The following is a 24,495-nucleotide window of genomic DNA, read 5'->3' as shown; positions in this document are numbered from 1 at the left end:
TACGCTCATACGCCAAATATACTATAAATTGTCCCCTTGAGCGCTGTCGAAAGGTTTTCAGAAGCAATTTCCCGCTTTCCGTTATATCTTTTACTCATTCTTCGTAAAAGGATGCCACTTCAATCGGGGCTAAACTTGTTTGCTAATTTCTGTCATTCCCGAGAAATCGGGAATCTACACAAGCAACTATGTAACTATGTGGTTTAAATTTATTTCTTAAACGATCTCCCTTTCCAATCATACTTAAAAAAGACCGATTTAAAAATAACCCAAATACTAAAAAAAGGATATAAAAAACTACTTAACAAGTAGCTTTCCCAAAACGATTTTTCTTGCTCAAAAAACTTGATTGTTGGCAAAAATAAAAACAAATCAATAAGTGATTTGGAGGCAAACAAAATTAGAAATAATGTGTAGGAACTTTGCTTCATTAAACATCCAAAGAAAGAAAAAAGGATACTCGCGTTTATTAATAAAATCAACAACCCAATCAGTTTAACTTTTACCGATTTAAAATTACCCGTTTTAGAAGCCCAACGAACTCGTTGATTAATTAAATCTTTCCAAGAACCAACAGGAAAAGTGCTCACAATTACATTTTTAGATTTTAAAAAACAAACCGAATTCTTATCACTTTTCACAAATTTTTCTAACAGAAAAACATCATCACCACTTGCAATGTTGTTGTTTCCTTCAAAACCATTTAGTTGTATAAAATCTTCCTTTTTGTACGCTAAGTTTGCGCCGTTGCACATAAATTTAAAATCCAATCCAAACCCGCCAATTGTAGTTCCTTGCATGCTCATAAAATCGAGTAATTGAAATCGATGTAGAAAGCTGTTTTTAGCTTTATAATTTACAGGAGCAACAATCATTTTCGTATTGTTTTGTTGGATAAAATTATCTAAAACTTGTAGCCAATTTTTAGGCAATAAACAATCTGCGTCCGTTGTTACAATCCAATTGTTCTTGGCAATTGAAATTGCTGAGGTAATTGCATCTTTTTTAGGTGAATTTGAAGTTCTATTGTTGTTAATTATCGAAAAATTCAAATTAGAACAAATTGAGTTTTCTATGATTTCAACCGAATTATCCTCCGAAGAATCATCAACAAAAATAATTTCAAAAAAAACTTTTGGGTAGTTTAATTCTTCAATTGTTTTTAATGAGAATGGCAACTTTTCAGCTTCATTTCTAAACGGAATTACAACAGAAAACTTTGTTTTTGGAATTGTGTTTTCTGAAGCAAACGTTTTAACTTTTCTAAATCCGATTGATAATGAAATAATCAAAATTGCATAGCAACTAAATATGAAGATTAAAAACCAAATCATTTGTTAGCAACAGGTTTAAAAATTAACACAAAATAGCTTCCAATAATAGCTGGAATTACAAAATTAAAAATCCACATTAAAGTTGTAATCGATAAAATTGTAATTGGCGGAATATCAAAATACGTAAAAACCCAAATAGCAACTGTTCCTTTTAAAACAACATCAAACAAACTTAACATTGGTACAATTGAAGCAATAAAGTAAACCGAAGTAATTGCTGTAATTGCATCAAAATAAGAAATTTCAACATTAAATAAAAGCAACAAGAAATAAAACTGATGCGAAAAAACAAGGTAACGAAACAACGATAAAAATGCAGTTTTTACATTTAAGCTAAACTGAATTCTATCAATAAATTTTCGTGCTTTTTCAGTGCTATAACCACGATATTTAAAATGTTTTGCGCCAAAAAAGAAAGCAGAAATCAAAAATAAACCAAGAAGTAAGATGCGCATAACTCTTCTAAAATTTATAGTAACATCATTATTATAATAGAAAAAGCCAAAACCAATAACGCCAAAAATTAATGTGATTAGCATCTGATAAAAATTACCAACCAAATTCAATCCAACAATTTGTTTTCTATGTTGTTTTTTGAAATACAATGCTTTTGCTCCATATTCGCCAATTCTGTTTGGTGTAATTAAGGAAGTTGTTAAAGAAGCTAAACTTTGTTTTGTGGCTTCGTAAAATGAAATTTTTTGAACAGAAGAAGCAAGATTTTTCCATTTTGTAATTTCTAAAATCCAGTTAAAAAATGTGAAAAAAAGTAAAATAACACTATTTTTTAATGAAAAAACGTTGTTTTTAATCAAATTTTGATAAAAATCAGAAAAATGAAAATTATCATTTTCTACTAATTTTTGATATACAAAATAACCGCAACCAATTACAATTGATAATTTAATAGCTAACCAAAAGAATTGCTTAGTTTTGTATGGAAGTGAATTGAGCATTTCAACAAAGAACGACAAATTTGGCGACAGAAAAAATCATATTAGGCGTAGATCCAGGAACCACAATTATGGGTTTTGGAATTATAAAAATTGTAAATAAAAAAATGGAATTTGTTCAAATGAACGAGTTGCTTTTAAATAAATACAAAGATCCATACGTAAAATTAAAGCTAATTTTTGAACGTACAATTGAGTTAATAGATACATATCATCCAGATGAAATTGCTTTAGAAGCACCTTTTTTTGGTAAAAATGTGCAATCGATGTTAAAATTAGGTCGTGCTCAAGGAGTAGCAATGGCTGCGGGTTTATCAAGAGAAATTCCCGTTACAGAATATCTTCCGAAGAAAATAAAAATGGCAATTACAGGAAACGGAAACGCAAGTAAAGAGCAAGTTGCATTGATGTTAAAATCACTTTTGAATTTAAAAACCTTACCAAAAAACTTAGATGCAACGGATGGTTTAGCAGCTGCGGTTTGTCATTTTTATAATTCAGGAAAAATAGTTGGAGGTAAAAGTTATTCTGGTTGGGCAAGTTTTGTGAAACAAAATGAGAAACGCGTTAAAAAATAAAGTTTAGTTTTCAGTAGCAGTAGCAGTAGCAGTAGCAGTAGCAGTAGCAGTAGCAGTAGCAGTAGCAGTAGCAGTAGCAGTAGTAAGTTTTTCAATTAGAATTAATATAATATGAGTTTTACAGATTTATTAGCGTTTAAAAAATCATTTTCTTTAGCTATGAAAATTTTTGAAATTTCTAAGTCTTTTCCAAAAGAAGAAAAATATTCTTTAACGGATCAGATTAGAAGGTCTTCGAGAAGTGTTTCTGCAAATATATCTGAAGCTTATAGAAAAAGATTGTACCCCAAGCATTTTGTTAGCAAATTAAGTGATTCTGATGCGGAAAATTCAGAAACTTACACCTGGTTATTATTTGCGTTAAAATGCAATTATATAGATAAAAACGTATTTGATGATTTATCAAAAGAGAATAGTGAGGTTGGTAAGCTAATAAATTATATGATTAATAACCCAGGTAAATTTGGAGTAAACTAACTGCAAACTGATACTGTAAACTGAAAACTATTTTGTCCGGAATCTACATTCACATACCGTTTTGCAAACAAGCATGTAATTATTGCGATTTTCATTTTTCTACTTCGTTAAAAAAGAAAGATGAACTAATTTCTTGTTTGATAAAAGAAGTTGAGTTGCGTAAAGATGAATTGCAAAACTCAACAATTGAAACCATTTATTTTGGAGGAGGAACACCAAGTTTATTATCAGCAAGTGAAATAGAGTTATTGATTAATTCGGTTTATGATAACTTTAATGTTGTCGAAAATCCGGAGATTACGTTGGAAGCAAATCCAGATGATTTATCCGAAGAAAAAATAATAGAACTTTCTAAAAGTCCGATAAACAGATTGAGTATTGGTGTGCAATCTTTTTTAGAAAAGGATTTAAAATTGATGAATCGTGCACATAATTCTGAAGAAGCAAAAAATAGCTTATCTGTTGCTGTTCGTTACTTTGATAACATTTCAGTCGATTTAATTTATGGAATTCCAGATTGTACAAATGATGAATGGAGAGAGAATATTAAGACTGTTTTGAGTTATGGAATTCCACATATTTCAAGTTATGCATTAACAGTTGAGCCAAAAACAGTTTTAGAAAAGTTAATTGCAAAAGGGAAAGTTAAAAACGTTGACGAGGAAAAAGCTTCAGAACAATTTCATATTTTAATTGAAGAATTAAAGAAAAAAAACTTTGTGCATTACGAGTTGTCTAACTTTGGTAAAGAAGGTTTTTTTAGTAAAAATAATTCGGCATATTGGTTAGGTAAAAGTTATTTAGGAATTGGTCCTTCAGCACATTCTTTTGATGGAATTCAACGAAGTTGGAATGTGAGAAACAATTCAAAATATATAAAATCGATTCAAGAGAATCAATTACCAATTGAAAGAGAAACTCTATCGAAAACCGATGGTTATAACGAATATATAATGACAGGTTTAAGAACTATTTGGGGAGTTTCTTTAGATAAAATTAAAACTGATTTTGGTAACGATTTTGTTGAATACTTAAAAAATCAATCAGAAAAATATATAAAACAAGAATTATTGTATATTGAAAATCGAATTTTAAAAACTACTTTAAAAGGTAAATTTTTATCAGATGGTATTTCAGCAGATTTATTTATGGTAAATTAGGTTTTTATAAAAAAAAAGAAAAGTATAGCATGAAAGCGATAATAGAATATAACTCTAGAAAAATTGAAGTAAATATATCTAATCCAATAGATATTTCAATTCCTATAGATGTTTCAAAGGAAAATGTAAATGCTTGGTACATAGAAGATCCAAAAATTTTTCCTGAAGAAATGGATGGAGAAAAGATAAAAGTTTCAGAAGGAGCTGTTGTTAATTTTAATAATATTCATTTTAATCCACATTCTCATGTTACACATACAGAATGTGTTGGTCATATAACTGAAGAAGTACATTCTGTAAATAAAAATTTAAAATATTACATCTTTCTAGCGGAAGTAGTTACGATTGCACCTTTGTTTCATAATGGAGATTTTATTATTGGAGTTAAACAGTTGAGTAATGCTTTGAGAAATAAAAAACGAGATGCGATTGTAATAAGAACTTTACCCAACTTAGAAGATAAAAAGAGTATGAGATATTCTAATACAAATCCAACTTATTTGTCTGAAAAAGCAGCTATTTATTTAAGAGAAAAAGGAATAAAACATTTATTAATTGACTTACCATCTGTAGACAAGGAAAAAGATGATGGTAACCTTTTATCTCATAATGCTTTCTGGAATACCGCAGGTAAATTAAGAATGGATGCTACTATAACGGAGTTTATTTATGTGCCAAATTCAGTAGAAGATGGTGAGTATTTATTAAATTTAATGATTGCGCCTTTTGAAAATGATGCAACACCAAGTAAGCCTATTTTATATAAGATTATAAAATAATTATGAAGAAAAATTCTAAAAAGAAATATCTTTTCTATGCAATTCTTATTGGTCTAATCCTGTTGATAAAAGGAGCTGTTTATTCTGATATTTCTGTTGAAGTTTTAAAAGAGAAATATGCAAATGAACATTCGAAATTTGTAGAAATTGATGGTATGCAAGTGCATTACAGAGACGAAGGAAAAGGAATGCCAATTGTGTTAATTCATGGAACCGGAGCGTCTTTACATACTTGGGATTATTGGGCTTCAAAATTGAAAGAGAAGCACAGAGTTGTAAGAATGGATTTACCAGCTTTTGGTTTAACGGGAGCAAATTCTAACGGAGATTATTCAATAGAAAATTACACTAATTTTTTAACTAAATTTCTACATAAAGCTGAATTAGATAGTATGTATTTAGTTGGGAATTCTTTGGGAGGAAATATTGCTTGGAATTTTACTGCTGAAAATCCTGAGGCTGTTAAGAAATTAGTTTTAGTTGACGCATCAGGTTTGCCAACAAATAAACCGCAACCATGGATTTTTAAAATGGCAAAAACGCCTATTGTAAATTCAATGTTTTTATATGTAACTCCAAGAGCTGTTATTAAAGATAATATTGAGCAAGTTTATGAAGATGATTCAAAAATTTCTGAAGATTTAATTACGCGTTATCATGAAATGGCTTTAAGAGAAGGGAATAGAAAAGCCTTTATTGATAGGGCTAAAACCGATTTTAAATTAGGAGATAATTCAAATTTAGAAAAGTTGAAAAGTATCAAAAATAAAACTTTATTAATTTGGGGAGAAAATGACAATTGGATTCCGCTAGATAATGGAAAAAGAATGGATAGTTTAATGCCAAATTCTAAATTAATAATAGTAAAAAACTCAGGTCATGTTCCAATGGAGGAAAGTCCAAAAGAAAGTCTATTACTATTTGAAGATTTTATAAATAATTAATTCTGGATAAACTTGTCAACCTCAAAAAGCACTTTAAAGTGTTTTAAAATTTTTAATTTTACTTCTTCTGCGTTTACTTTTGTGCCAAGTTCTGCTTCCATTGAAGTTACAGCTTTACCTTTAATTCCACATGGAATAATATTATCAAAATAGCCGAGATTTGTGTTTGCGTTTAATGCAAATCCATGCATGGTTACCCATCTACTTGATCTAATTCCCATGGCACAGATTTTACGAGCAAAAGGTGTTCCTACATCTAGCCAAACTCCGGTTTCTCCTTCGCTTCTTTCGCCTTTTAAACCGTATTCAGCAATGGTTAAAATGATAACTTCTTCAAGTAAACGAAGGTATTTATGAATATCTGTAAAAAAATTTTCTAAATCCAAAATAGGATACCCAACTATTTGCCCAGGACCATGATAAGTAATATCACCACCACGATTTATTTTATAGAAAACAGCGCCTTTTTCTTCAAGTTGTTTTTCATTTAATAAAAGATTACTTAAATCTCCGCTTTTACCAAGAGTGTAAACGTGTGGATGCTCAACAAAAAGAAAGTGATTTTGAGTTGGTTTTTTTTGCTCGTTTTTACGGTTATCAAACTTAATATTTACTGTTTCTTGTAGTAAAACTGTTTGGTAATCCCAAGTGTCTTTGTAATCTTTTTGAGATAAATCTTTTAAGTGGATGTTTTTATTCATAACTTTGGTACAAATATACCTTTTTTATAAATTATAGCAATTCATATTTTTGCTAGATATACTAATTTTAATTATTATGAAAAAAATTACTTTATTAATTTTCTTGTTTTGCTTTTCGATGACGAATGCACAAACATTGTGGAAGAAACAAGTTAATTCAGAAAAGATATTTTCTAAATCTGAGCTAAAGGTTAGAAAAACGATCCCTAATAAATTCGATATTTATACTTTAAATTTAAATGATTTTAGGGGTTCATTGTCTGATGTTTCTAAATCTAAACAAAAAGTTATTTTATTGCCTTCTGTAGGTGGGGAATTAGCTAAATTTTCTATAAAAGAAGATTCTAATTTTAGTACTAAGCTTAGTACTAAATTTAATCAAATTAACTCTTATTCAGCACAGGGGATAAGTGACCCAACTGCTGTTGCAAAAATTAGTATTGGTACAGATGGTGTCCACATAATGATAATGTCAGGTAAACATAGTACTTTTTATGTAGACCCTTATACAAAAGATATTGGCAGTTATATAGGGTATGAAAGAAAGAGTTTGCCAAGTGGTAATAAAGAGTTTGAATGTCTAATTGATGAGAACCAAAGCTTGCCAAACACTAAAATTGAGACAAGGACTAGTGCAAGAAATGCGGGTGATAGTAAGTTAAGAGAATATCGATTAGCAATTGTGTGCTCTGGAGAGTATGCTCAATTTCATATAAATGCTCAAGGAGTACCAGCTTCTGCAACTGATGCAGTAAAAAAAGCAGCAGTGTTGTCGGCAATGAATACCTCTATGTCAAGAATAAATGGTGTGTATGAAAGAGATTTAAGTGTGAAGATGGTTATAGTATCTAATAATGAAGATGTTATTTTTTTAGATGCAGCTACAGATAATATTACTGACGGGGATGCTGGTGCAATGATAAATGAAGTTCAAACAATTTGTGATAATTTTATTGGTGCTTCTAATTATGATATAGGTCATGTTTTTAGTACTGCAGGATCTGGTTTAGCTAGGGTGAATTCGGTTTGTATTAATGGGATAAAAGCAAAAGGAGTTACAGGTATTGCTACTCCAGTAGGAGATCCTTATGATATAGATTATGTGTCGCATGAGATTGGTCATCAATTTGGTGCAACACATACTCAAAATAATGGTTGTAACAGGTCAGATAACACAGCTGTAGAACCAGGTAGTGCATCAACTATTATGGGGTATGCAGGTATTTGTGGTCCAAATGTTCAAAGTAATAGTGATGATCATTTTAACGCTATTAGTATCGATCAAATGTGGACTCATATTCAAGTAAGTGGAAGTTGCGCTGATGCAACCGCTATCGACACAAATAACGCTACTCCTGTAGCAAATGCAGGAAATGATGTTAGTATTCCTAGATCTACTCCTTTCATACTTAAGGGTATTGGGACTGATGCAGACGGAAATGAAAGTTTGACCTATAACTGGGAGCAGCAAGATAATGAGCTTTCTACTCAGCCACCTTTACCAACAAACACAGCTGGGCCTAATTTTAGATCTTCACCATCAAGTATTTCACCGAATAGGTATATGCCATCATTAACCACTGTTCTTGGTGGAAGTACAGCAAATACTTGGGAGGTTGTTCCTGCTGTAGCAAGAAAAATGAATTTTTCTTTAGTTGTTAGAGACAATAAAGCAGGAGGTGGAGCAAGTGCAAGAGATGATATGGAGGTTACTGTTACGGATGCAAATCCTTTTTTAGTAACATCTCAGAGTTCTTCAGAAACTTGGGATTCAGGAACTACACAAACTATTACTTGGGATAAAAGCACAACCAATATAGCACCTATAAACTGTGCTAATGTGAAAATTAAATTATCTATAGATGGAGGAAATACATTTCCGATAGTTTTAGCTGAAAGCACACCTAATGATGGAAGTCATTCAATAACAGTCCCAGATCATCCAACAACTTCTGCTAGGATTATGGTAGAGGCAGTTGGGAATATTTTTTACAACCTTAATTCAGCAGGTTTTATTATAAACTCAACAACACCTACTTTTAATTTTAGTAATTCAACAGATACACAAAGAGCTTGTAATACTGGAAGCGATTCTGTTAGTTATATTTTAAATTTAGATTTTGTAAATGGTTTTGCTGAAAATGTTTCATTTTCAGCAATTAATCAACCTGTTGGTGCAATTGTTTCTTTTTCACCTTCAACTATTAGTGGAGATGGTAATGTAACTATGACTGTAAGTAATTTGGATGGAGCTACAGAACAATTAAATACAATTGAAGTAACAGCTACTTCTGCAACAACTGGAATTAGTAAAACTGTAAATGCAAAACTAGAAATTATTGGGAATTCTTTTTCTGACTTAACGCTAAACTCACCTTCGAATAATCAGGTAGATGTGGTTCTTTTACCAGAACTTAATTGGGAGCTAATTGATAATGCAGATGTTTATGATGTTCAGGTGGCTACAGATAACGCGTTTTCTGCACTAGTGGTAGAAGAGACTATTAATACTAATTCATATACGGTTTCGTCTACTTTAAACGTAAGTACAACTTATTTTTGGAGAGTAAAACCTAAAAATAATTGTGGAGAAGGTTCTTTTTCTACTATTTATAGTTTTACAACACTAGCACCTGCTTATTGCGACTCTACCTTTAGTGAGTCAGCGAATAGTGAATGGATTTCTAATGTTACATTTAATACAATAAATAATGATTCAGATAATGATTATGATTCAAATACAGATGGTGTATTAGATGGTTATCAGGATTTTACTGCTATTTCTACAGTATTAAATACTAGTGATATGTATGAGGTAAGTGTAACTTTTGATACAGCAGGTTTTCAAGATCATGTTTATGTTTTTATAGATTGGAATCAAGATTACCAATTTAATCTTACTGATGAACGTTATGATTTAGGTACTCATTTTGATGACGTTTCAACAGCAACAATGAATATAACAATCCCAGCTAATGCAGTAATTGGTAATACTAGAATGAGGGTAGTCTTAGAGTATACTAAAAATGATCAACTGCATGGAGACGGTCCATGTACTGCTAATTATTCTAGTGGTTATGGAGAAACAGAAGATTATACATTAGAAATTCAGAACCCATCGGCATCAATAGAAGATTTTGCTTTTAGTGGTTTCAATTTATACCCAAACCCTTCAAATGGGGAAATTAATTTAGCTTTTGAAGTAATTAATACAGATGAAGTTAAAACTCAGTTATATGATTTAAGAGGAAGAAAAGTAAGTCAACAAACATTTAAAAATGTTTCAACACAATTCTCTGAAAAGTTAACATACGATACTATTACAACAGGAATTTATTTATTAAGAATTTCTAATGGAGGGAAAGTTTCCACAAGGAAAATTATTATAAAATAAACTTTTTACAAAGTATAAAAAACCGATTGAATTATTCAATCGGTTTTTTTATGCAAACTAATTAGGTAAAAACTTCGTTGAATAGATAAATCATTTATATTTTTGAAAAATGTCTATACAAGTAACATCACTTTCTAAAAATTACGGAGAACAAAAAGCTGTAAACGATATTTCTTTTTCAGCAAGAAAAGGTCAAATTATAGGTTTTTTAGGTCCAAATGGAGCTGGAAAGTCTACTACAATGAAAATGCTAACAGGTTTTTTAAAACCTACCGAAGGTGAAATTAAAATAAATGATATTGATGTTATCGCAAATCCAATATCGGCACAAAAAACGATTGGTTACTTGCCAGAACACAATCCTTTATATTTAGAAATGTATGTGCGTGAATATCTACAATTTCAAGCTTCAATTTTTAAGGTTGATAAATCTCAAATTGAAAGTGTAATTGAAAAAGTTGGATTAACATTAGAAGCTTCAAAAAAAATAAGCCAATTATCTAAAGGTTATAGACAGAGAATTGGTTTAGCCGCAGCAATTATTCATAATCCAGATGTGTTGATTTTAGATGAGCCAACAACGGGTTTAGATCCAAATCAGTTAGTAGAAATTAGAGAGTTGATTAAAGAATTAGGAAAAGAAAAGACAGTGTTGCTTTCTACGCATATAATGCAAGAAGTAGAAGCAATGTGCGACAGTGTTATAATTGTTGATAAAGGCGAAATTGTAATTAATAAACCGCTTAGTGAACTTAAAAATCAAAAAGAACAAGTACTAAATGTTATGTTTGATTATAAGATTGAGGAACAGTTTTTACAACGTTTACCAAACGTAAAAACAATAAAAAACAACTTCGATAATTCGTGGTTGCTTACTTTTTCTTCGGATGAAGACATGCGTCCAAAAATATTTGACTTTGCGCAAGAACATGAGCTTAAGATTCTTGAATTAAACTCTGAAAACAAAAATTTAGAAAAACTATTTAGAGAATTAACCAATTAAATTTTGCTGGTTAAAAACTGATAAGCTTCCAACAAAGTTGGGAAAACTAAAATACTTCCTGCTTTCTTTAATTCTTCTTTAGAATACTGTGTAGTAATCCCAATTGGAATCATGCCAGCTAATTTTGCTGCTGTTACACCTGTTAAACTATCTTCAAAAACCCAAATATCTTTAAAGTCTGTTTCTTTAAAATTTAAAGCTTTTGCAAGTGTAATATAAGCTTCCGGAGCTGGTTTTGGTTTTATGTAATCTTGTACACCAAAAATGGTAGTAAACTCTAAATTTAAATGATGAATACTGTTCTTTAAAAATTGTTTTGTAGCGTTACTTGCAATTCCATAAGAAATGTTTTTTTTGGATAAAAAAGTTGTAAACTCTCTAACTCCAGGCAGTAATTTAGGTACTTTAAAATATTTATCTAAATGAGTATCTTTCAAATAAAACAATTCTTCCGTTCTTTTTTCTTGACCAATAACGCTGCAAAAGTATTCAGCAATAATCATTGGCGACTTTCCTGCATGCGTTTTAGGAAATGGAGCTATTTCTGAATTAAATAACTCTTTAAAAGCTGAAGCCCAGGCAGAATTATGACTTTCTTTACTGTCAACAACAACTCCATCAAAGTCAAATAAAAATCCTTTAGGTAGTTTCATTAGTTGTTAGTTTTTCATTAAATAATTCAGCCAAATATGGGTTTAAAAACTTATTGTTAGGATCTAACTCTTTTCTTAAAACTTTAAAGTCTTCCCACTTATCGTAGATTTTAGAAAGTTCAGCGTCTTTAGCGGTAAATCGTTTTCCCCAATGAGGTTTTCCTCCATACTTTAAGAATATTTTTTCAATACTTTTAAATGCCTCATAAGTATCTGCAGTGGCCGCGTTTCTGGAAACACAACCCATTGTTACAATATCCTCTTCGTAAGCATAGCTTAACCAAGAGGTGTCTTTGTAAATAAAGCGAACATCCATAGGAATATGAATAAACGATTTATTAGACCATTTGTTAATTTCTGTTTTTAACTCTTCAAAAACCGTTGGAAATTTATCTAATCCAATTGTCCATTCTGCTAACTCTAAAGTAGAGCCTCTAGATTTAGTAACGGTTGCTTGGTATAAAGAACCTTTGTGTTCTTTTGTAGCGCTGAAAAACCCTCTATATAAAAGTTTATTTGCAATTGCAGTTATCCAAGGAAAAATGTGCGTGTACTTGTATAAGATTTTTGATGCTTTTCTTCTATGTTTCAAGAATTTAGGGCCTAAGTTTTCTTGTATTTCTGTATCAGCTGCAATCTTATCACCAATAATAACATAGCCTTTATCTGTATGAGGAAGCCATAAAATTCTAAGAAAATCATGTTTTTTTAGACGCTCCTTAATTTTTGGCAACCAATCACTATCATTTTCAGGACCTTCTTTTACGTGTAAAGTATAAATATCTTCACATTTAAATGTGATTTCAGACAGTACACCTAAAACACCCAGAGAAACTCTTACGGCATGTATCAATTTGTCTTTTTCTGTAATTTCTTTTAGCGAACCATCTGCTAAAATAATTTTACATTCTGTCATGTATTCACTTAATAATTTCCCACTAGTTCCATGGGTTCCTGTTGTTAAGGCACCACCAATAGTAATTGTATTAATATCTGGTAAACAAGGAATACACCAACCTTTTGCTTCGATAGCTTCTAGTAAATCTCCTAAAATTACACCAGACTGAACTGTAACTGTTTTTTCGGAATCATTAAAAGATAAAATTTTATTATACGTTTTAATGTCAACTAAAGTTGAAGCTCCTGAAACAATATCTGAAGAAGATTGTTTGTTTCCAAAAACACGAATTTTTTCTGAATTTCTTACAACTTCTTGAAGTTCTTCTTCTGAGTTGATTTTATATAGTGATTTGTAATTGAAAGAAATGTTTTCATTCCAACTATTCCAAACTCCGTTTATATCTTGGTTCATTTTATTCTTTCGATAAAAAAAATTAATTCAACTTAAAGTCTATATTATTAGTTTTAAGTGAACTCAAAAATTCATTAGTAATATTCACTTTTGTATTTCTACTTGGTGTATTTACTTCAATTTTCTCTGCTGCATCCCAAATAGTAAAATGCAAAGATTGACTTCCGCTATTGGTTGCAAATGTGTGTTCTAGATTTTTAATGGTGTCTTTTGTAATTTGATGTAAAGGTATTTTTAAGGTTATTTTTTTACATAACTCACCCATTATATCATGTAACAGTTTAAAGTCTAAAAACTTTAATCTTGGTTCACCAACAACTCCTGTATTTTTATTTGTCCAGCCTGCTTGAATAGTAGAGCGTACAAAAAGGAATGAATTTGGAACTAAAAAGTGTTTAAATTTTAAGTAATCTTCTCCAAAAACTCTAAATTCATTACTATCTGAATAGTCTTCAATTGTAAAAGCTGCCCAGCCTTTTCCAGCTTTAGAAACTCTGTGTTGTACATCAGTAACAATGCCAGCAAAAGATAAGTTTGCTCCAACATATTTACTAAAATCATCTTTGAAATGTCTTATTGTTGCGTTGCAAAAAATCATTTCATTTTTAAAATCATCTAACGGATGTGCAGAGATATAGATACCAATAACTTCTTTTTCTTGCGATAAAAGTTCCATAGTTCCCCAAGTTTCACATTCAGGAATGTCTGGTTCTGGAAATTGAACCGTAGAAGCTTCTCCAAACATAGAAACTTGCGAGGAATTTTCGTTTTCTTGAAATTTACTTCCAAATTTCATGGCACGTTCCAAAAAGGTCAAGCCTTTTTCATCGGTTGCAAAATATTGGGCTCTGTGTGTATCTGTAAAAGAATCAAAAGCACCTGCTTTTATCAAACTATCAAAAGACTTTTTGTTGGCAGATCGCAAATCAACACGTTTAGCTAAATCGAAAATAGAAGTGTAGTTTCCATTTTCTCTTCTTTCTTCAATAATTGCTCTTACAGCTCCTGCACCAACACCTTTAACTGCTGCCATTCCAAAACGAACTGCACCTTCATCATTTACAGAGAATTTTAAATAAGATTCATTTAAATCTGGACCAAAAACTTGTAGTCCCATTCGTTTACATTCTTCCATAAAAAATGAAACTGCTTTTATATCTTTCATGTTGTTTGAAAGTACGGAAGCCATATATTCTGCTGGATAATGTGCTTTTAAATATGCGGTTTGATAAGCAATCCAAGCATAACAGGTAGAGTGAGATTTGTTAAAGGCATAACTTGCAAAGGCTTCCCAGTCTTTCCAAATTTTCTCTAATTTTTCTTCATCGTGCCCATTTTTTCCAGCTTGCTCAATAAACTTTGGTTTCATTTTATCAAGTACTGCAATTTGCTTTTTACCCATTGCTTTACGCAAAACATCGGCTTCACCTTTTGTAAAATCTGCCAATTTTTGCGAGAGTAACATTACTTGCTCTTGGTAAACTGTAATTCCGTAAGTTTCTGCCAAATATTCTTCCATGGCAGGTAAATCGTACTCAATATCTTCGGTTCCGTGCTTTCTATTAATAAAAGACGGAATATATTCCATTGGTCCAGGTCTGTACAATGCGTTCATTGCAATTAAATCTGCAAAAACCGTAGGTTTTAAAGAGCGCATGTGTTTTTGCATTCCTGGAGATTCATATTGAAAAATACCTACAGTTTCTCCTCTTTGGAAAAGCTCATATGTTTTTTCATCATCTAAAGGAAAATTCTCTGGATCTAAATCTACATTATGTTTTGCCTTTACAATTTTAACGGTGTCTTTAATTAAAGTCAACGTTTTTAAACCCAAGAAATCCATTTTTAATAAACCTGCAGATTCTACTACAGAGTTATCAAACTGGGTAACATACATGTCGGAGTCTTTTGCCAAAGCAACCGGAACATAGTTTGTAATATCTCCAGGTGTAATGATTACACCACAAGCATGAATACCAGTATTTCTAACAGAACCTTCTAATATTGTAGCTTTATTTATTGTTTCTGAAACCAAATCGTTTCCGAAAGACATGTTTTTTAATTCTTCTACTAATTGCTTTTCTTCTGAACGTAAGCCAGCAACTTTCCCGATACTTTTTGCATCATCTCCAAAAATATTTTTAAGTTTAATTCCTGGAATTAATTTGGCAATTCTATCGGCTTCAAAAAGTGGTAAATCTAAAACCCTGGCAGTATCTCTAATAGAAGATTTTGCCGCCATTGTTCCGTAAGTAATAATTTGTGCAACTTGATTTGCGCCATATTTATCAATTACATAATCCATTACTCGTCCACGACCTTCATCATCGAAATCAATATCAATATCGGGCATGGAAACACGTTCCGGATTTAAGAAACGCTCAAAAAGTAAATCGTATTTTATTGGGTCAATATTGGTAATCCATAAACAATAGGCAACTACAGAACCAGCTGCAGAACCACGTCCTGGACCGACAGAAACGTCCATGTTTCTTGCTTCGCGAATAAAATCTTCAACAATTAAAAAATAACCAGGATAACCTGTTTTTTCAATTACTTCCAATTCAAAATCTAAACGTTCTTTAATGGATTCTGTAATTTCTCCATAACGTTTTTTAGCACCTTCAAAAGTTAGGTGTTTAAGGAAATTATTTTCACCTCGTTTTCCGCCATCTATTTCATCTTCTGCATCTTTAAATTCTTCAGGAATATCAAAAGCAGGTAATAAAACGTCTCTTGCAAGTGTGAAAATTTCAATTTTATCTACAATTTCTTGAATGTTGATAATAGCTTCTGGTAAATCTGCAAAGAGATTTTTCATTTCGTTGGTAGACTTGAAATAATACTCTTCGTTAGGTAAACCATATCGATAACCACGACCTTTTCCTTTTGGCGTAGCTTGTTTTTCTCCATCTTTTACACACAATAAAATATCGTGTGCATTTGCATCTTTTTTCTCTAAATAGAAAGTGTTGTTTGTGGCAACAATTTTAATATCATGGTTTTTAGAGAATTTTAATAACGTTTCATTTACAATTTTTTCATCTTGTTGATTATGACGCATCAACTCAATGTAAAAATCTTCTTTAAATTCTTCTTTCCACCAAAGCAATGCTTCTTCAGCTTGTTTTTCTCCAACATTTAGAATTTTACTTGGTACTTCACCGTATAAATTTCCTGTTAAAACAATAATATCTTCTTTGTATTGTTTTATAACTTCTCTATCAATTCTTGGAACATAATAGAATCCATCCACAAAAGCAATGGAAGACATTTTTGCTAAATTGTGATATCCTTTTTTATTTTTTGCCAATAAAACAACTTGATAACCGTTGTCTTTTTGCGATTTGTTTTTATGATCTGTACATACATTAAACTCACAACCAATAATTGGTTTCATTGGAGTTTCAGCAGTTTTATTGTGCTTTAAAACAGCGCTAACAAAATGAAATGAAGCCATCATGTTTGCAGTATCTGTCATTGCAACTGCTGGCATGTTGTCTTCTGCTGCGGCTTTAACAATATTACCAATTTGCATGGTAGATTGTAGTACAGAGTATTGTGTGTGATTGTGTAAATGTGAAAACTGAACACCTTCTAATTCCGCTAAACCTGCTGAGGTAGATTTAGTGTCAGCTGTGTCTTTTAACTTCTCAAGACTTTTACGAATCTTCTCACTTTCCCTTTTAAGGTTGATGTGTTTTAAACCAATTACTTGAATCGGTTTTGGATTCGCTTCAGAGAAATTTTTGAAATAATCGTCATCAGCATCTAATTGTTCTTTGGTAAATTCTTGTAAACGAATTAACTCTAAAAAACAACGTGTAGTTGCCTCAACATCGGCAGTTGCGTTGTGTGCTTCGCCAAAACCAGTACCAAATAAATGATTGTGTAATTCTGTTAAGGTTGGTAATTTAAACTTTCCGCCACGACCTCCAGGAATCTGACACATTAATGCAGTTTTCTCCGTACAAGTATCTAAAAGTGGAAGTGTTGTTAAATTATTTTCAACACCTAATCTGTGGAATTCACATCCCATAATATTAATATCGAAACCTACATTTTGACCAACAATAAATTTTGTTTTTTGTAAGGCTTCGTTAAATAGTTGCAATCCTTCGGGTAAAGTAATTCCGTCTTTGGCTGCTAATTCGGTAGAAATACCATGAATTCTTTCTGCATCAAACGGAATATTGAATCCATCTGGTTGAATTAGAAAATCGTTGTGTTCTAAAACGTTTCCCATTTTGTCATGCAATTGCCACGCAATTTGAATACACCTTGGCCAGTTGTCTGTGTCGGTAATTGGAGCGTTCCAACTTTTAGGTAATCCAGTGGTTTCCGTGTCGAAAATTAAGTACATAAATGGGTTCTAAATTAGAATAGTTTTGGAAAGTTAAAATTACAAAAACGAAAATGATAAATGAATATTAACTTACTTTGATTTATTAACAAAAAAAAGTTAACCATTAAATATGGTTAACTTTTTAATTTTATAGTATAGAACTATTTTTTTGCTTAAACTCTCTAATTAAGAAACTAAATGTTCTTCTAATTTTAAGGTGTTAATAGCAGATTGAATTTGTTGCTTTTGATTTTCTAACATTTTTCTTGTTGAGGGCACAAAGGCTTGTTCTTTTAATATTTCATTGTATTCATTTAAACTTGCTTTTTCTCCTCTTATTGCCTCTTCTAAAATGGCTTCTTCGTTATTTCCACTAAAAAGTGATTTTAAAGACATCCAATTTCTGTGTATTGCACCTTTAATTGAACCATTGTCTTCTGGTATTTGTCCGTAAGACAAAATTTCGGTTCTTAATTCTTTAGCAAATTGACTTCTTTCTGAAGCTCTTTTTTTAAAGAAAATTTTTAAACTAGCACTGTCTACATTGTCAGCAGAGTTTAAGTATCCTTTTTCAGCATCGTAGTTTTTTTCTAATAATTCGTTTAATTTGTTCGAAATTTTTTCTGTGTATTTCATAATATCTTATTCATTTTAAATTCCAATAAATTATTTTAAGATGTGTATTGTTTCGCATCTGGTACAAATATATATCTTGTTTGCAGTTTGTTTTTGCTCATAAGGTTTAGAAATTAACTCATTTCATTTTTTAATTGTTAATACTAACATAACAGTGAGCGCGTTAGGGATTGCAGTGGTATCCTTTTTTGAGGTACGAAAAAAAGATATAACGGAAAGCCCGCTCGAACGCCCTAAATATTTGGATTAGATTTAATGTAAATATTATTGAAAATTAGCGTTTTAGTTTAAAAAGGTTTTGTATTTTTGCGCCCACTTACTACGAGATAGTAGGATTTATTAATAACAAAGGTCGCGAACCTTAAAAATTAAAATTATGCCAGTAAAAATTAGATTACAAAGACACGGTAAAAAAGGAAAACCTTTTTATTGGGTTGTTGCTGCTGATAGTAGAGCAAAAAGAGATGGACGTTACTTAGAAAAAATTGGAACGTACAATCCTAACACTAATCCTGCAATTATTGACTTAGATGTTGATAAAGCTGTAGATTGGTTACAAAAAGGTGCACAACCTACAGATACTGCGAAAGCATTATTATCTTACAAAGGTGCAATGTTAAAAAATCATTTAGCAGGAGGTGTTGCTAAAGGTGCTTTAACTGAAGAGCAAGCAGAAGCTAAATTTACTGCTTGGTTAGAAGAAAAAGCTTCAAAGATTTTAGCTAAAAAAGAAGGTTTATCTAAAGCAGATGCTGATGCAAAAATTAAAGCTTTAGAAGCTGAAAAAGCTGTAAACGAAGCGCGTATTGCTGCTGCTGCACCAGTTGTTGAAGACACTGAAGAGGTTGCTGCAACTGCAGGAGATAGCGAAGAATAAATTATAGTAACAATATGCGTAAAGAAGATTGTTTTTATTTAGGTAATATTGTTAAAAAACATAGTTTTAAAGGTGAAGTGGTTATCAAATTAGATACCGATGAACCCGAACTATATGGAAATATGGAATCAGTTTTTGTCGATTTAGGCAATAATCTGGTTCCATTTTTTATTGAAAAATCTTCTTTAAGTAAAGGCACTGCTTTGCGTGTTAAATTTGAAGGAATTTCTAATGAAGCTGACGCAGATGCTATGATGCGAGCTGGTATTTATTTACCATTAGATTTATTACCAAAACTGTCTGGAAACAAATTTTATTATCACGAAGTAATTGGTTTTACTGTGGTTGATACTAATTTTGGAGAAGTAGGAGAGTTGGTTTTTATAAATGATAAAAGAGTAGCACATCCGCTTTTAGAAGTTGAGCGAGATGGAAGTACAGTTCTAATTCCTATGATTGATGACTTTATCAAGAAAATAGACAGAGAAAACAAGGTTTTTGAAGTTGAAACTCCTGAAGGTTTGATTGATTTGTATTTAGAAAACTAAAAACTAGAGAGGTGCTAGAGCGGCCGAATAGGCTACCTTGGAAAGGTAGTGTACTGGAAACGGTACCAAGGGTTCGAATCCCTTTCTCTCTGCAAAAAAAAATCCCATCCTAACCTTCCCAAAGGGAAGGAACAAAAAATTAATCAATTAATTTTTATATTGAAACCATTCCGATTTAAAGAATTTACAGTTAGCCAAGACAAAACGGCCATGAAAATTGGTACAGATGCTGTTTTATTAGGCGCTTGGTGTACTGTTGATAATTATCCAAATGCTGTTTTAGATATTGGTTCTGGAACAGGAATTATTTCTTTAATGATTGCTCAACGCTGCGATGCTATGACAATTGATGCGGTTGAAATAGACGAAAATGCGTACGAACAAACGGTTGAAAATTTTGAGCAATCAGATTGGGGAGATCGTTTGTATTGTTATAATGCTTCTTTTCAGGATTTTGCAGAAGAAATAGCAGAGGAAGAAGAAACGTACGATTTAATTATATCGAATCCGCCTTTTTATACTGATGAATTTGAAACCGATAACGAAGCCAGGAATAAAGCTCGTTTTATATCTTCTTTATCTTTTGAAGCGTTAATAAGTGGAGTTTCTAAAATTTTATCGAAAAGCGGAACGTTTTCTGTTGTAATTCCGAAGAAAGAAGAAGATTCTTTTGTTGCTTTAGCTTTAAAACAAAACTTGTTTTTAAATAGAGCTTGTCGTGTAAAAGGAACTGAAACTTCAGAAATTAAACGCAGTTTGTTGGAGTTTTCTTTTGAAGAATCTACACTTATTGAAGAGGAATTGATAATTGAAATCTCTCGCCATAACTATACAAAAGAATATATAGCATTGACGAAAGATTTTTATTTGAAGATGTAGTTTCGGCTACGCTCAACTACCTGTTTTTTTAAACCATTTCTGGTTTTAAAACTCCTACTTCCAACATGGATTCTTTCATCATTTGATAAGTACGTTCAATATCATTATCTAAACCAATAGAAAATCTAATTAAACCATCTGTTAAACCCATTTCTTTTTGTTCGTCTGCTGGAATCTCTGAAGAAGTTGAAGTTCCTGGAGCAGAAAATAATGTTTTATAAAAACCTAAACTTACTGCTAAATATCCCAAGTTTTTTTCTTGCATTAATTCCATCAACGCATTTGCTTTTTCTAAAGAACCAGCATCAATAGTTAACATTCCTCCAAAACCATATTCTTTATTCATCATTGATTTAAAAACTTCGTGTGAAGTATGCGATTTTAATCCTGGATAAACCGTTTTTAAACCGATTGATTCAAATTTTTCAGCTAAAAAAGCAGCATTTTTACTGTGTTGTTTCATTCTTATATGCAAAGTTCTCATATTCTTTAAAATTGAAGAAGAACGAAGAGAATCCATCGAAGCGCCTAATAACATACTTGCACCATCAATAACACTTTTAGTAGCATTTACAAAGTCTGAAGTTCCGCAAATAACGCCGCCCATTGTGTCTGAAGAACCATTAATAAACTTTGTTAAACTATGAATTACAACATCTGCACCTAATTTAGCAGGAGAAATTGATAACGGAGAAAAGGTATTATCAACCACTAATTGTAAATTATGTTTTTTGGCTAAAGTGGATAATCCTTTAATATCGGCAACTTCTAACAACGGATTACTTACCGATTCGCAATAAATTATTTTTGTATTTTCTGTGATCGCAGCTTCAACAATATCCAATTTAGTAATGTCTACAAACGAAGTTTCAATTCCCATTCTTGGTGTAAAGTTTTTTAAGAAAGCATACGTTCCGCCATAAATTGTTCTGCTTGAAACAATATGATCTCCAGCGCCACAAATTTGTAAAATAGTTGGTGTAATTGCGCCCATTCCTGAACCAGTAACATTTGCAGATTCTGTGCCTTCCATTGCTGCTAATGCTTCACTTAAATACAGGTTTGAAGGAGTAGAATGGCGAGAATATAAATAACAGCCGTCTGTGTTTCCTTCAAAAGTATCGAACATTGTTTTTGCTGATAAAAAGGTATAGGTTGAAGAGTCTGATATTGATGGATTTACGCCACCGAATTCGCCAAAATATTGTAAATCTTGAATTTCGTTTGCAGGTTTAAAGTCTTTCATAAGAAATAGTATTAGTAGTTTGTTTTAGACAAAAATACTATTGAGTAGAAAAATAATCAATCAATTGATTTAAATATAGTTTAATTTTCTAATTTTGTATTAGTTAATAGTTTTAATAACTATGTAAATGTGTTTTTAATAATAATTTTAGAATTTTTTTCATTATGAATTTAGATGCAACGGATAAAAAACTAATTAATTTATTACAAAGTGATAGTAAACAGACTACAAAACAGTTGTCTTTGCAATTAAACTTGTCAGTGACGGCAGTTTATGAACGTATAAAGAAATTAGAAAAAGAAAATGTTATTACTAATTATGTTGCGTTGGTAGATAAGCAAAAAGTGAATCGTTCTTTTTTGGTTTTTTGCCACATTAAATTAATTCAGCATACCAAAGAATATTTGTCTAATTTTGAGAAAGAGGTTCAGAAATTAGAAGAGGTTTCTGAATGTTTTCATGTAAGTGGAGATTACGATTACATCCTAAAAATCTATGTAAAAGACATGCAAGAATACAGAGAGTTTATGGTGAATAAAGTTACAGCTCTAAAACATATTGGAAGCACGCACAGTTCTTTTGCAATTACTGTAGTTAAAAATGAGACTAAAATTGTAGTATAAAAAATCCCAAAACTATGTTTTGGGATTTTTTTAATTTATTTTGATAACACTATTTTTTCAAGTTGTTTAGCAACTACTTTGCTATAAAATTCTTTTAAAATAGGATAATATTGTGGTGAAATTATAGCTGAGTTAAATTGTATGTGAGAAAGTACTTTTATTTTTTTTTCGGTAGTTGTAGTTTGAAATTTAAAAAAGCCTAAATTATCTGGTAATCCTATTGCTAAATTATCGGGAGTTGTTTCAATCTTATAACCTTCGGGTATTTCAATTGATGTTTTATTAATTTCTTTCCAAGGAGAAGTAAAGTCTACAGGGAATTTTCTACTTTCAGCTTTAAAAGGATTTTCTGTTTGTGTTAAGAATAATAGTGGGTGTACATATAGTTTCCCGTTAATACGTTCAACTAAATCTTCAGAAGAAAATTTTGACATTTGGTTGATAGGTTTACTTATATTTTTTTTATTTGATAATCTATAGTTTTCAATTTCAATATTATATTTTTCTTCTAGTTTATTAATTAATTCTTCATTTTTAATATGGCTATACGATTTTCTGAAATTTAATGCATTTAGATTGTCAAGTTTTGATCTTAAAAAACCTGATCCAGATGTGTCTGAAGCAATTTTAATAGTAACAGTATTTTCTTCTTCAGCTAGTTTATTTGAAGTTAATTTTATCCAAGAAGATTTCCCTTCTCTTGTTACCTTTCTACCATTCCAATTTAGTGCTCTTGTGGGCAATATGTTTGGAGAACTATAAGGTTCTGTAGCATCAAGTAAAGTATAGGTATTATTAGGGAATTCTACTAATGCAATTACATAATTAAACCCTTCAAGAGTTGGGAAAAGAGGAACTCCATTTTTTCTTGTACTAACTAAAACAGGACTTGCATTTAAGCCTGCTTCTCTAAGCATTGAGGTAAGTATTAAATTTATATCAGCAACATTACCAACACCCTCTTTATATGCTTTTTTTACACCAACATCTGTGTATTTTCCATTGTAACCATTCCATTTAACTTTTGACTTTACAAATTGAAAAATAGCAATTGTTTTTTCTAAGTTAGAAGAATTGGTTTTAATTAAATTTTGTAGATCATTTTTAAAATAATTAGTTTTATTAAGTTCACTACCAAAGCTAGATGATTGGTATATTTTCTTACTAACATTTTCCCAAGAAGTTGAATAGGTGTTTATGGATCCTCCTAATTTAAAAAAATTTATTTCCCTTAATTCAAATTTCACACCTCCTCTATAATTACTAATGTTACTTACAAAAGTTTCGTTGTCTTTTAAAGCGGGTATATTTTTAGCATTATATTTTGATGAAAGACTTACGTAATCTATTTTACTATAGTTATATGTGGTTTTCGAAGTATTCCACCCACTTCTATTCTTAGTGTTAATTTCAATGAAATTGCTTTTTCTTTCTATTTTAGGTTTAATATAATAATAACCTTTAGGAATGTTATTAAATAAAAAATATTCAGGAATAAGTAATGAATAATCTAAGTTCTTTACAGGTATCTCAAATTGAAAATCCAAATCATCAATTTTATTATAAAAAGGAGATATTATTTTGTATTTTATATCAATAATACATCCTTCTTTTATATTAGGCATTGTTAGCTTTTTTAGACTCCAATATTTATTTTCTTCCTTATCAAAAATATCACGACTAGATAATTTTTGTTTTTTTTCTCCTAAATTAAACGTGTATGCTTTTATAGAAGTTACTTTTTCAGTGTCTTTATTACTACTAGGTTTATAATAATAAATGTTTTGGGTAGCTTTATCAAAACCTTCTTTATTATAAATTTTTATTCTATTATGTACTTCTGTTGTAACATTAAAGCTTCCTTCCTGTTGGTTAAAATCATAATATGTTTTCCTGCCTCTATATAAATATGCCGCGTCTGTTGTAGAGTCTAGTGGGTAAAATTTTTCTTCTAATTCTATTTTTGATACTTTTCCAAACTCAATTTCTTGAGAGAAACAATTTATTGATGCAATTGTAATTAAAATAAATAATAGTTTTTTCATAGTGTATT

At 30.8% G+C, this 24,495-nt stretch carries 20 protein-coding genes and 1 tRNA gene; 12 read left to right on the top strand and 9 right to left on the bottom strand.

What is annotated here, in order from left to right; all coding sequences use genetic code 11:
• Positions 1–209: 209 nt before the first annotated feature.
• Together LPB136_RS08165 and LPB136_RS08160 are read right to left on the bottom strand one after the other, a co-directional pair.
• The gene (locus LPB136_RS08165) at positions 210–1,334 is read right to left on the bottom strand and encodes a glycosyltransferase family 2 protein (RefSeq protein ID WP_072555826.1); all 1,125 of its coding nucleotides are present in this window, start codon (positions 1,332–1,334) and stop codon (positions 210–212) included.
• On the bottom strand, positions 1,331–2,290 hold the full coding sequence (locus LPB136_RS08160; protein WP_072555824.1) for a lysylphosphatidylglycerol synthase domain-containing protein: 960 nt from the start codon (positions 2,288–2,290) through the stop codon (positions 1,331–1,333). The genes LPB136_RS08165 and LPB136_RS08160 overlap by 4 nt, the downstream gene beginning before the upstream one ends.
• Before the next feature lie 20 nt (positions 2,291–2,310).
• Here LPB136_RS08160 and ruvC point away from each other — a divergent pair, with 20 nt between their 5' ends.
• The 5 genes from ruvC to LPB136_RS08135 all read left to right on the top strand — a co-directional run bounded on the left by ruvC (position 2,311) and on the right by LPB136_RS08135 (position 6,225).
• Complete coding sequence (gene ruvC, locus LPB136_RS08155; RefSeq protein WP_072555822.1) at positions 2,311–2,865, top strand: crossover junction endodeoxyribonuclease RuvC; 555 nt, start codon at positions 2,311–2,313, stop codon at positions 2,863–2,865.
• Positions 2,866–2,976: 111 nt separating this feature from the next.
• Positions 2,977–3,342, top strand: coding sequence for a four helix bundle protein (locus LPB136_RS08150; protein WP_072555820.1), 366 nt, complete (start codon positions 2,977–2,979; stop codon positions 3,340–3,342).
• Between the two features lie 32 nt (positions 3,343–3,374).
• Positions 3,375–4,502 carry a radical SAM family heme chaperone HemW gene (gene hemW / locus LPB136_RS08145; protein ID WP_072555818.1) on the top strand — a complete coding sequence of 376 codons (1,128 nt, stop codon included), beginning with the start codon at positions 3,375–3,377 and terminating at the stop codon, positions 4,500–4,502.
• A gap of 29 nt (positions 4,503–4,531) precedes the next feature.
• Positions 4,532–5,281 carry a cyclase family protein gene (locus tag LPB136_RS08140; protein WP_072555816.1) on the top strand — a complete coding sequence of 250 codons (750 nt, stop codon included), beginning with the start codon at positions 4,532–4,534 and terminating at the stop codon, positions 5,279–5,281.
• Positions 5,282–5,283: 2 nt separating this feature from the next.
• Positions 5,284–6,225, top strand: coding sequence for an alpha/beta fold hydrolase (locus LPB136_RS08135; RefSeq protein WP_072555814.1), 942 nt, complete (start codon positions 5,284–5,286; stop codon positions 6,223–6,225).
• Here the strand turns inward: LPB136_RS08135 and lipB are convergent.
• Entirely contained in the window at positions 6,222–6,926 is a 705-nt protein-coding gene (gene lipB / locus LPB136_RS08130; protein WP_072555812.1) for a lipoyl(octanoyl) transferase LipB, read from the bottom strand. The genes LPB136_RS08135 and lipB overlap by 4 nt on opposite strands.
• Positions 6,927–7,002: 76 nt before the next feature.
• Here lipB and LPB136_RS08125 point away from each other — a divergent pair, with 76 nt between their 5' ends.
• Positions 7,003–10,320, top strand: a complete 3,318-nt coding sequence (locus LPB136_RS08125) for a reprolysin-like metallopeptidase (protein ID WP_072555810.1) — start codon at positions 7,003–7,005, stop codon at positions 10,318–10,320.
• A 109-nt stretch (positions 10,321–10,429) separates the two neighbouring features.
• Entirely contained in the window at positions 10,430–11,323 is an 894-nt protein-coding gene (gldA, locus tag LPB136_RS08120) for a gliding motility-associated ABC transporter ATP-binding subunit GldA (RefSeq protein WP_072555808.1), read from the top strand.
• Here the strand turns inward: gldA and LPB136_RS08115 are convergent.
• The 4 genes from LPB136_RS08115 to LPB136_RS08100 form a co-directional block, all read right to left on the bottom strand.
• Positions 11,320–11,976, bottom strand: coding sequence for an HAD family hydrolase (locus LPB136_RS08115; protein WP_072555806.1), 657 nt, complete (start codon positions 11,974–11,976; stop codon positions 11,320–11,322). The two genes, gldA and LPB136_RS08115, sit on opposite strands and share 4 nt — an antisense overlap.
• A complete protein-coding gene (locus LPB136_RS08110) occupies positions 11,963–13,288 on the bottom strand; it encodes a D-arabinono-1,4-lactone oxidase (RefSeq protein WP_072555804.1) in 1,326 nt (441 codons plus the stop codon). Before LPB136_RS08110 ends, LPB136_RS08115 begins: the two co-directional genes overlap by 14 nt.
• A gap of 22 nt (positions 13,289–13,310) precedes the next feature.
• Positions 13,311–17,651, bottom strand: coding sequence for a DNA polymerase III subunit alpha (gene dnaE, locus LPB136_RS08105; RefSeq protein WP_072555802.1), 4,341 nt, complete (start codon positions 17,649–17,651; stop codon positions 13,311–13,313).
• A gap of 168 nt (positions 17,652–17,819) precedes the next feature.
• Complete coding sequence (locus tag LPB136_RS08100) at positions 17,820–18,269, bottom strand: ferritin-like domain-containing protein (RefSeq protein ID WP_072555800.1); 450 nt, start codon at positions 18,267–18,269, stop codon at positions 17,820–17,822.
• Between the two features lie 376 nt (positions 18,270–18,645).
• Here LPB136_RS08100 and LPB136_RS08095 point away from each other — a divergent pair, with 376 nt between their 5' ends.
• From LPB136_RS08095 to LPB136_RS08085, 4 genes are all read left to right on the top strand, one after another.
• Entirely contained in the window at positions 18,646–19,146 is a 501-nt protein-coding gene (locus tag LPB136_RS08095; protein WP_072555798.1) for a 30S ribosomal protein S16, read from the top strand.
• Positions 19,147–19,160: 14 nt separating this feature from the next.
• Positions 19,161–19,694, top strand: coding sequence for a ribosome maturation factor RimM (rimM, locus tag LPB136_RS08090; RefSeq protein ID WP_072555796.1), 534 nt, complete (start codon positions 19,161–19,163; stop codon positions 19,692–19,694).
• A gap of 5 nt (positions 19,695–19,699) precedes the next feature.
• Positions 19,700–19,786, top strand: a tRNA-Ser gene (locus LPB136_RS14010).
• Between the two features lie 118 nt (positions 19,787–19,904).
• Positions 19,905–20,573: a tRNA1(Val) (adenine(37)-N6)-methyltransferase gene (locus LPB136_RS08085; protein WP_072555794.1), complete on the top strand. Its 669-nt coding sequence runs from the start codon at positions 19,905–19,907 to the stop codon at positions 20,571–20,573.
• 28 nt (positions 20,574–20,601) lie between these two features.
• On the opposite strand, the gene LPB136_RS08080 is transcribed toward LPB136_RS08085, so the two are convergent.
• Positions 20,602–21,819, bottom strand: a complete 1,218-nt coding sequence (locus LPB136_RS08080) for an aminotransferase class I/II-fold pyridoxal phosphate-dependent enzyme (protein WP_072555792.1) — start codon at positions 21,817–21,819, stop codon at positions 20,602–20,604.
• 164 nt (positions 21,820–21,983) lie between these two features.
• On the opposite strand from LPB136_RS08080, the gene LPB136_RS08075 reads away from it, so the two are divergent.
• Entirely contained in the window at positions 21,984–22,442 is a 459-nt protein-coding gene (locus LPB136_RS08075) for an Lrp/AsnC family transcriptional regulator (RefSeq protein ID WP_072555790.1), read from the top strand.
• 35 nt (positions 22,443–22,477) lie between these two features.
• Here the strand turns inward: LPB136_RS08075 and LPB136_RS08070 are convergent, their stop codons facing one another.
• Entirely contained in the window at positions 22,478–24,487 is a 2,010-nt protein-coding gene (locus tag LPB136_RS08070) for a DUF3857 domain-containing protein (protein ID WP_072555788.1), read from the bottom strand.
• Positions 24,488–24,495: the final 8 nt, after the last annotated feature.

Origin of the sequence: Tenacibaculum todarodis (assembly GCF_001889045.1) — a bacterium.
Classification (GTDB): domain Bacteria; phylum Bacteroidota; class Bacteroidia; order Flavobacteriales; family Flavobacteriaceae; genus Polaribacter; species Polaribacter todarodis.
Note: the sequence above shows the minus strand (reverse complement) of the source record. Positions and strands in the feature narration are given on the sequence as shown.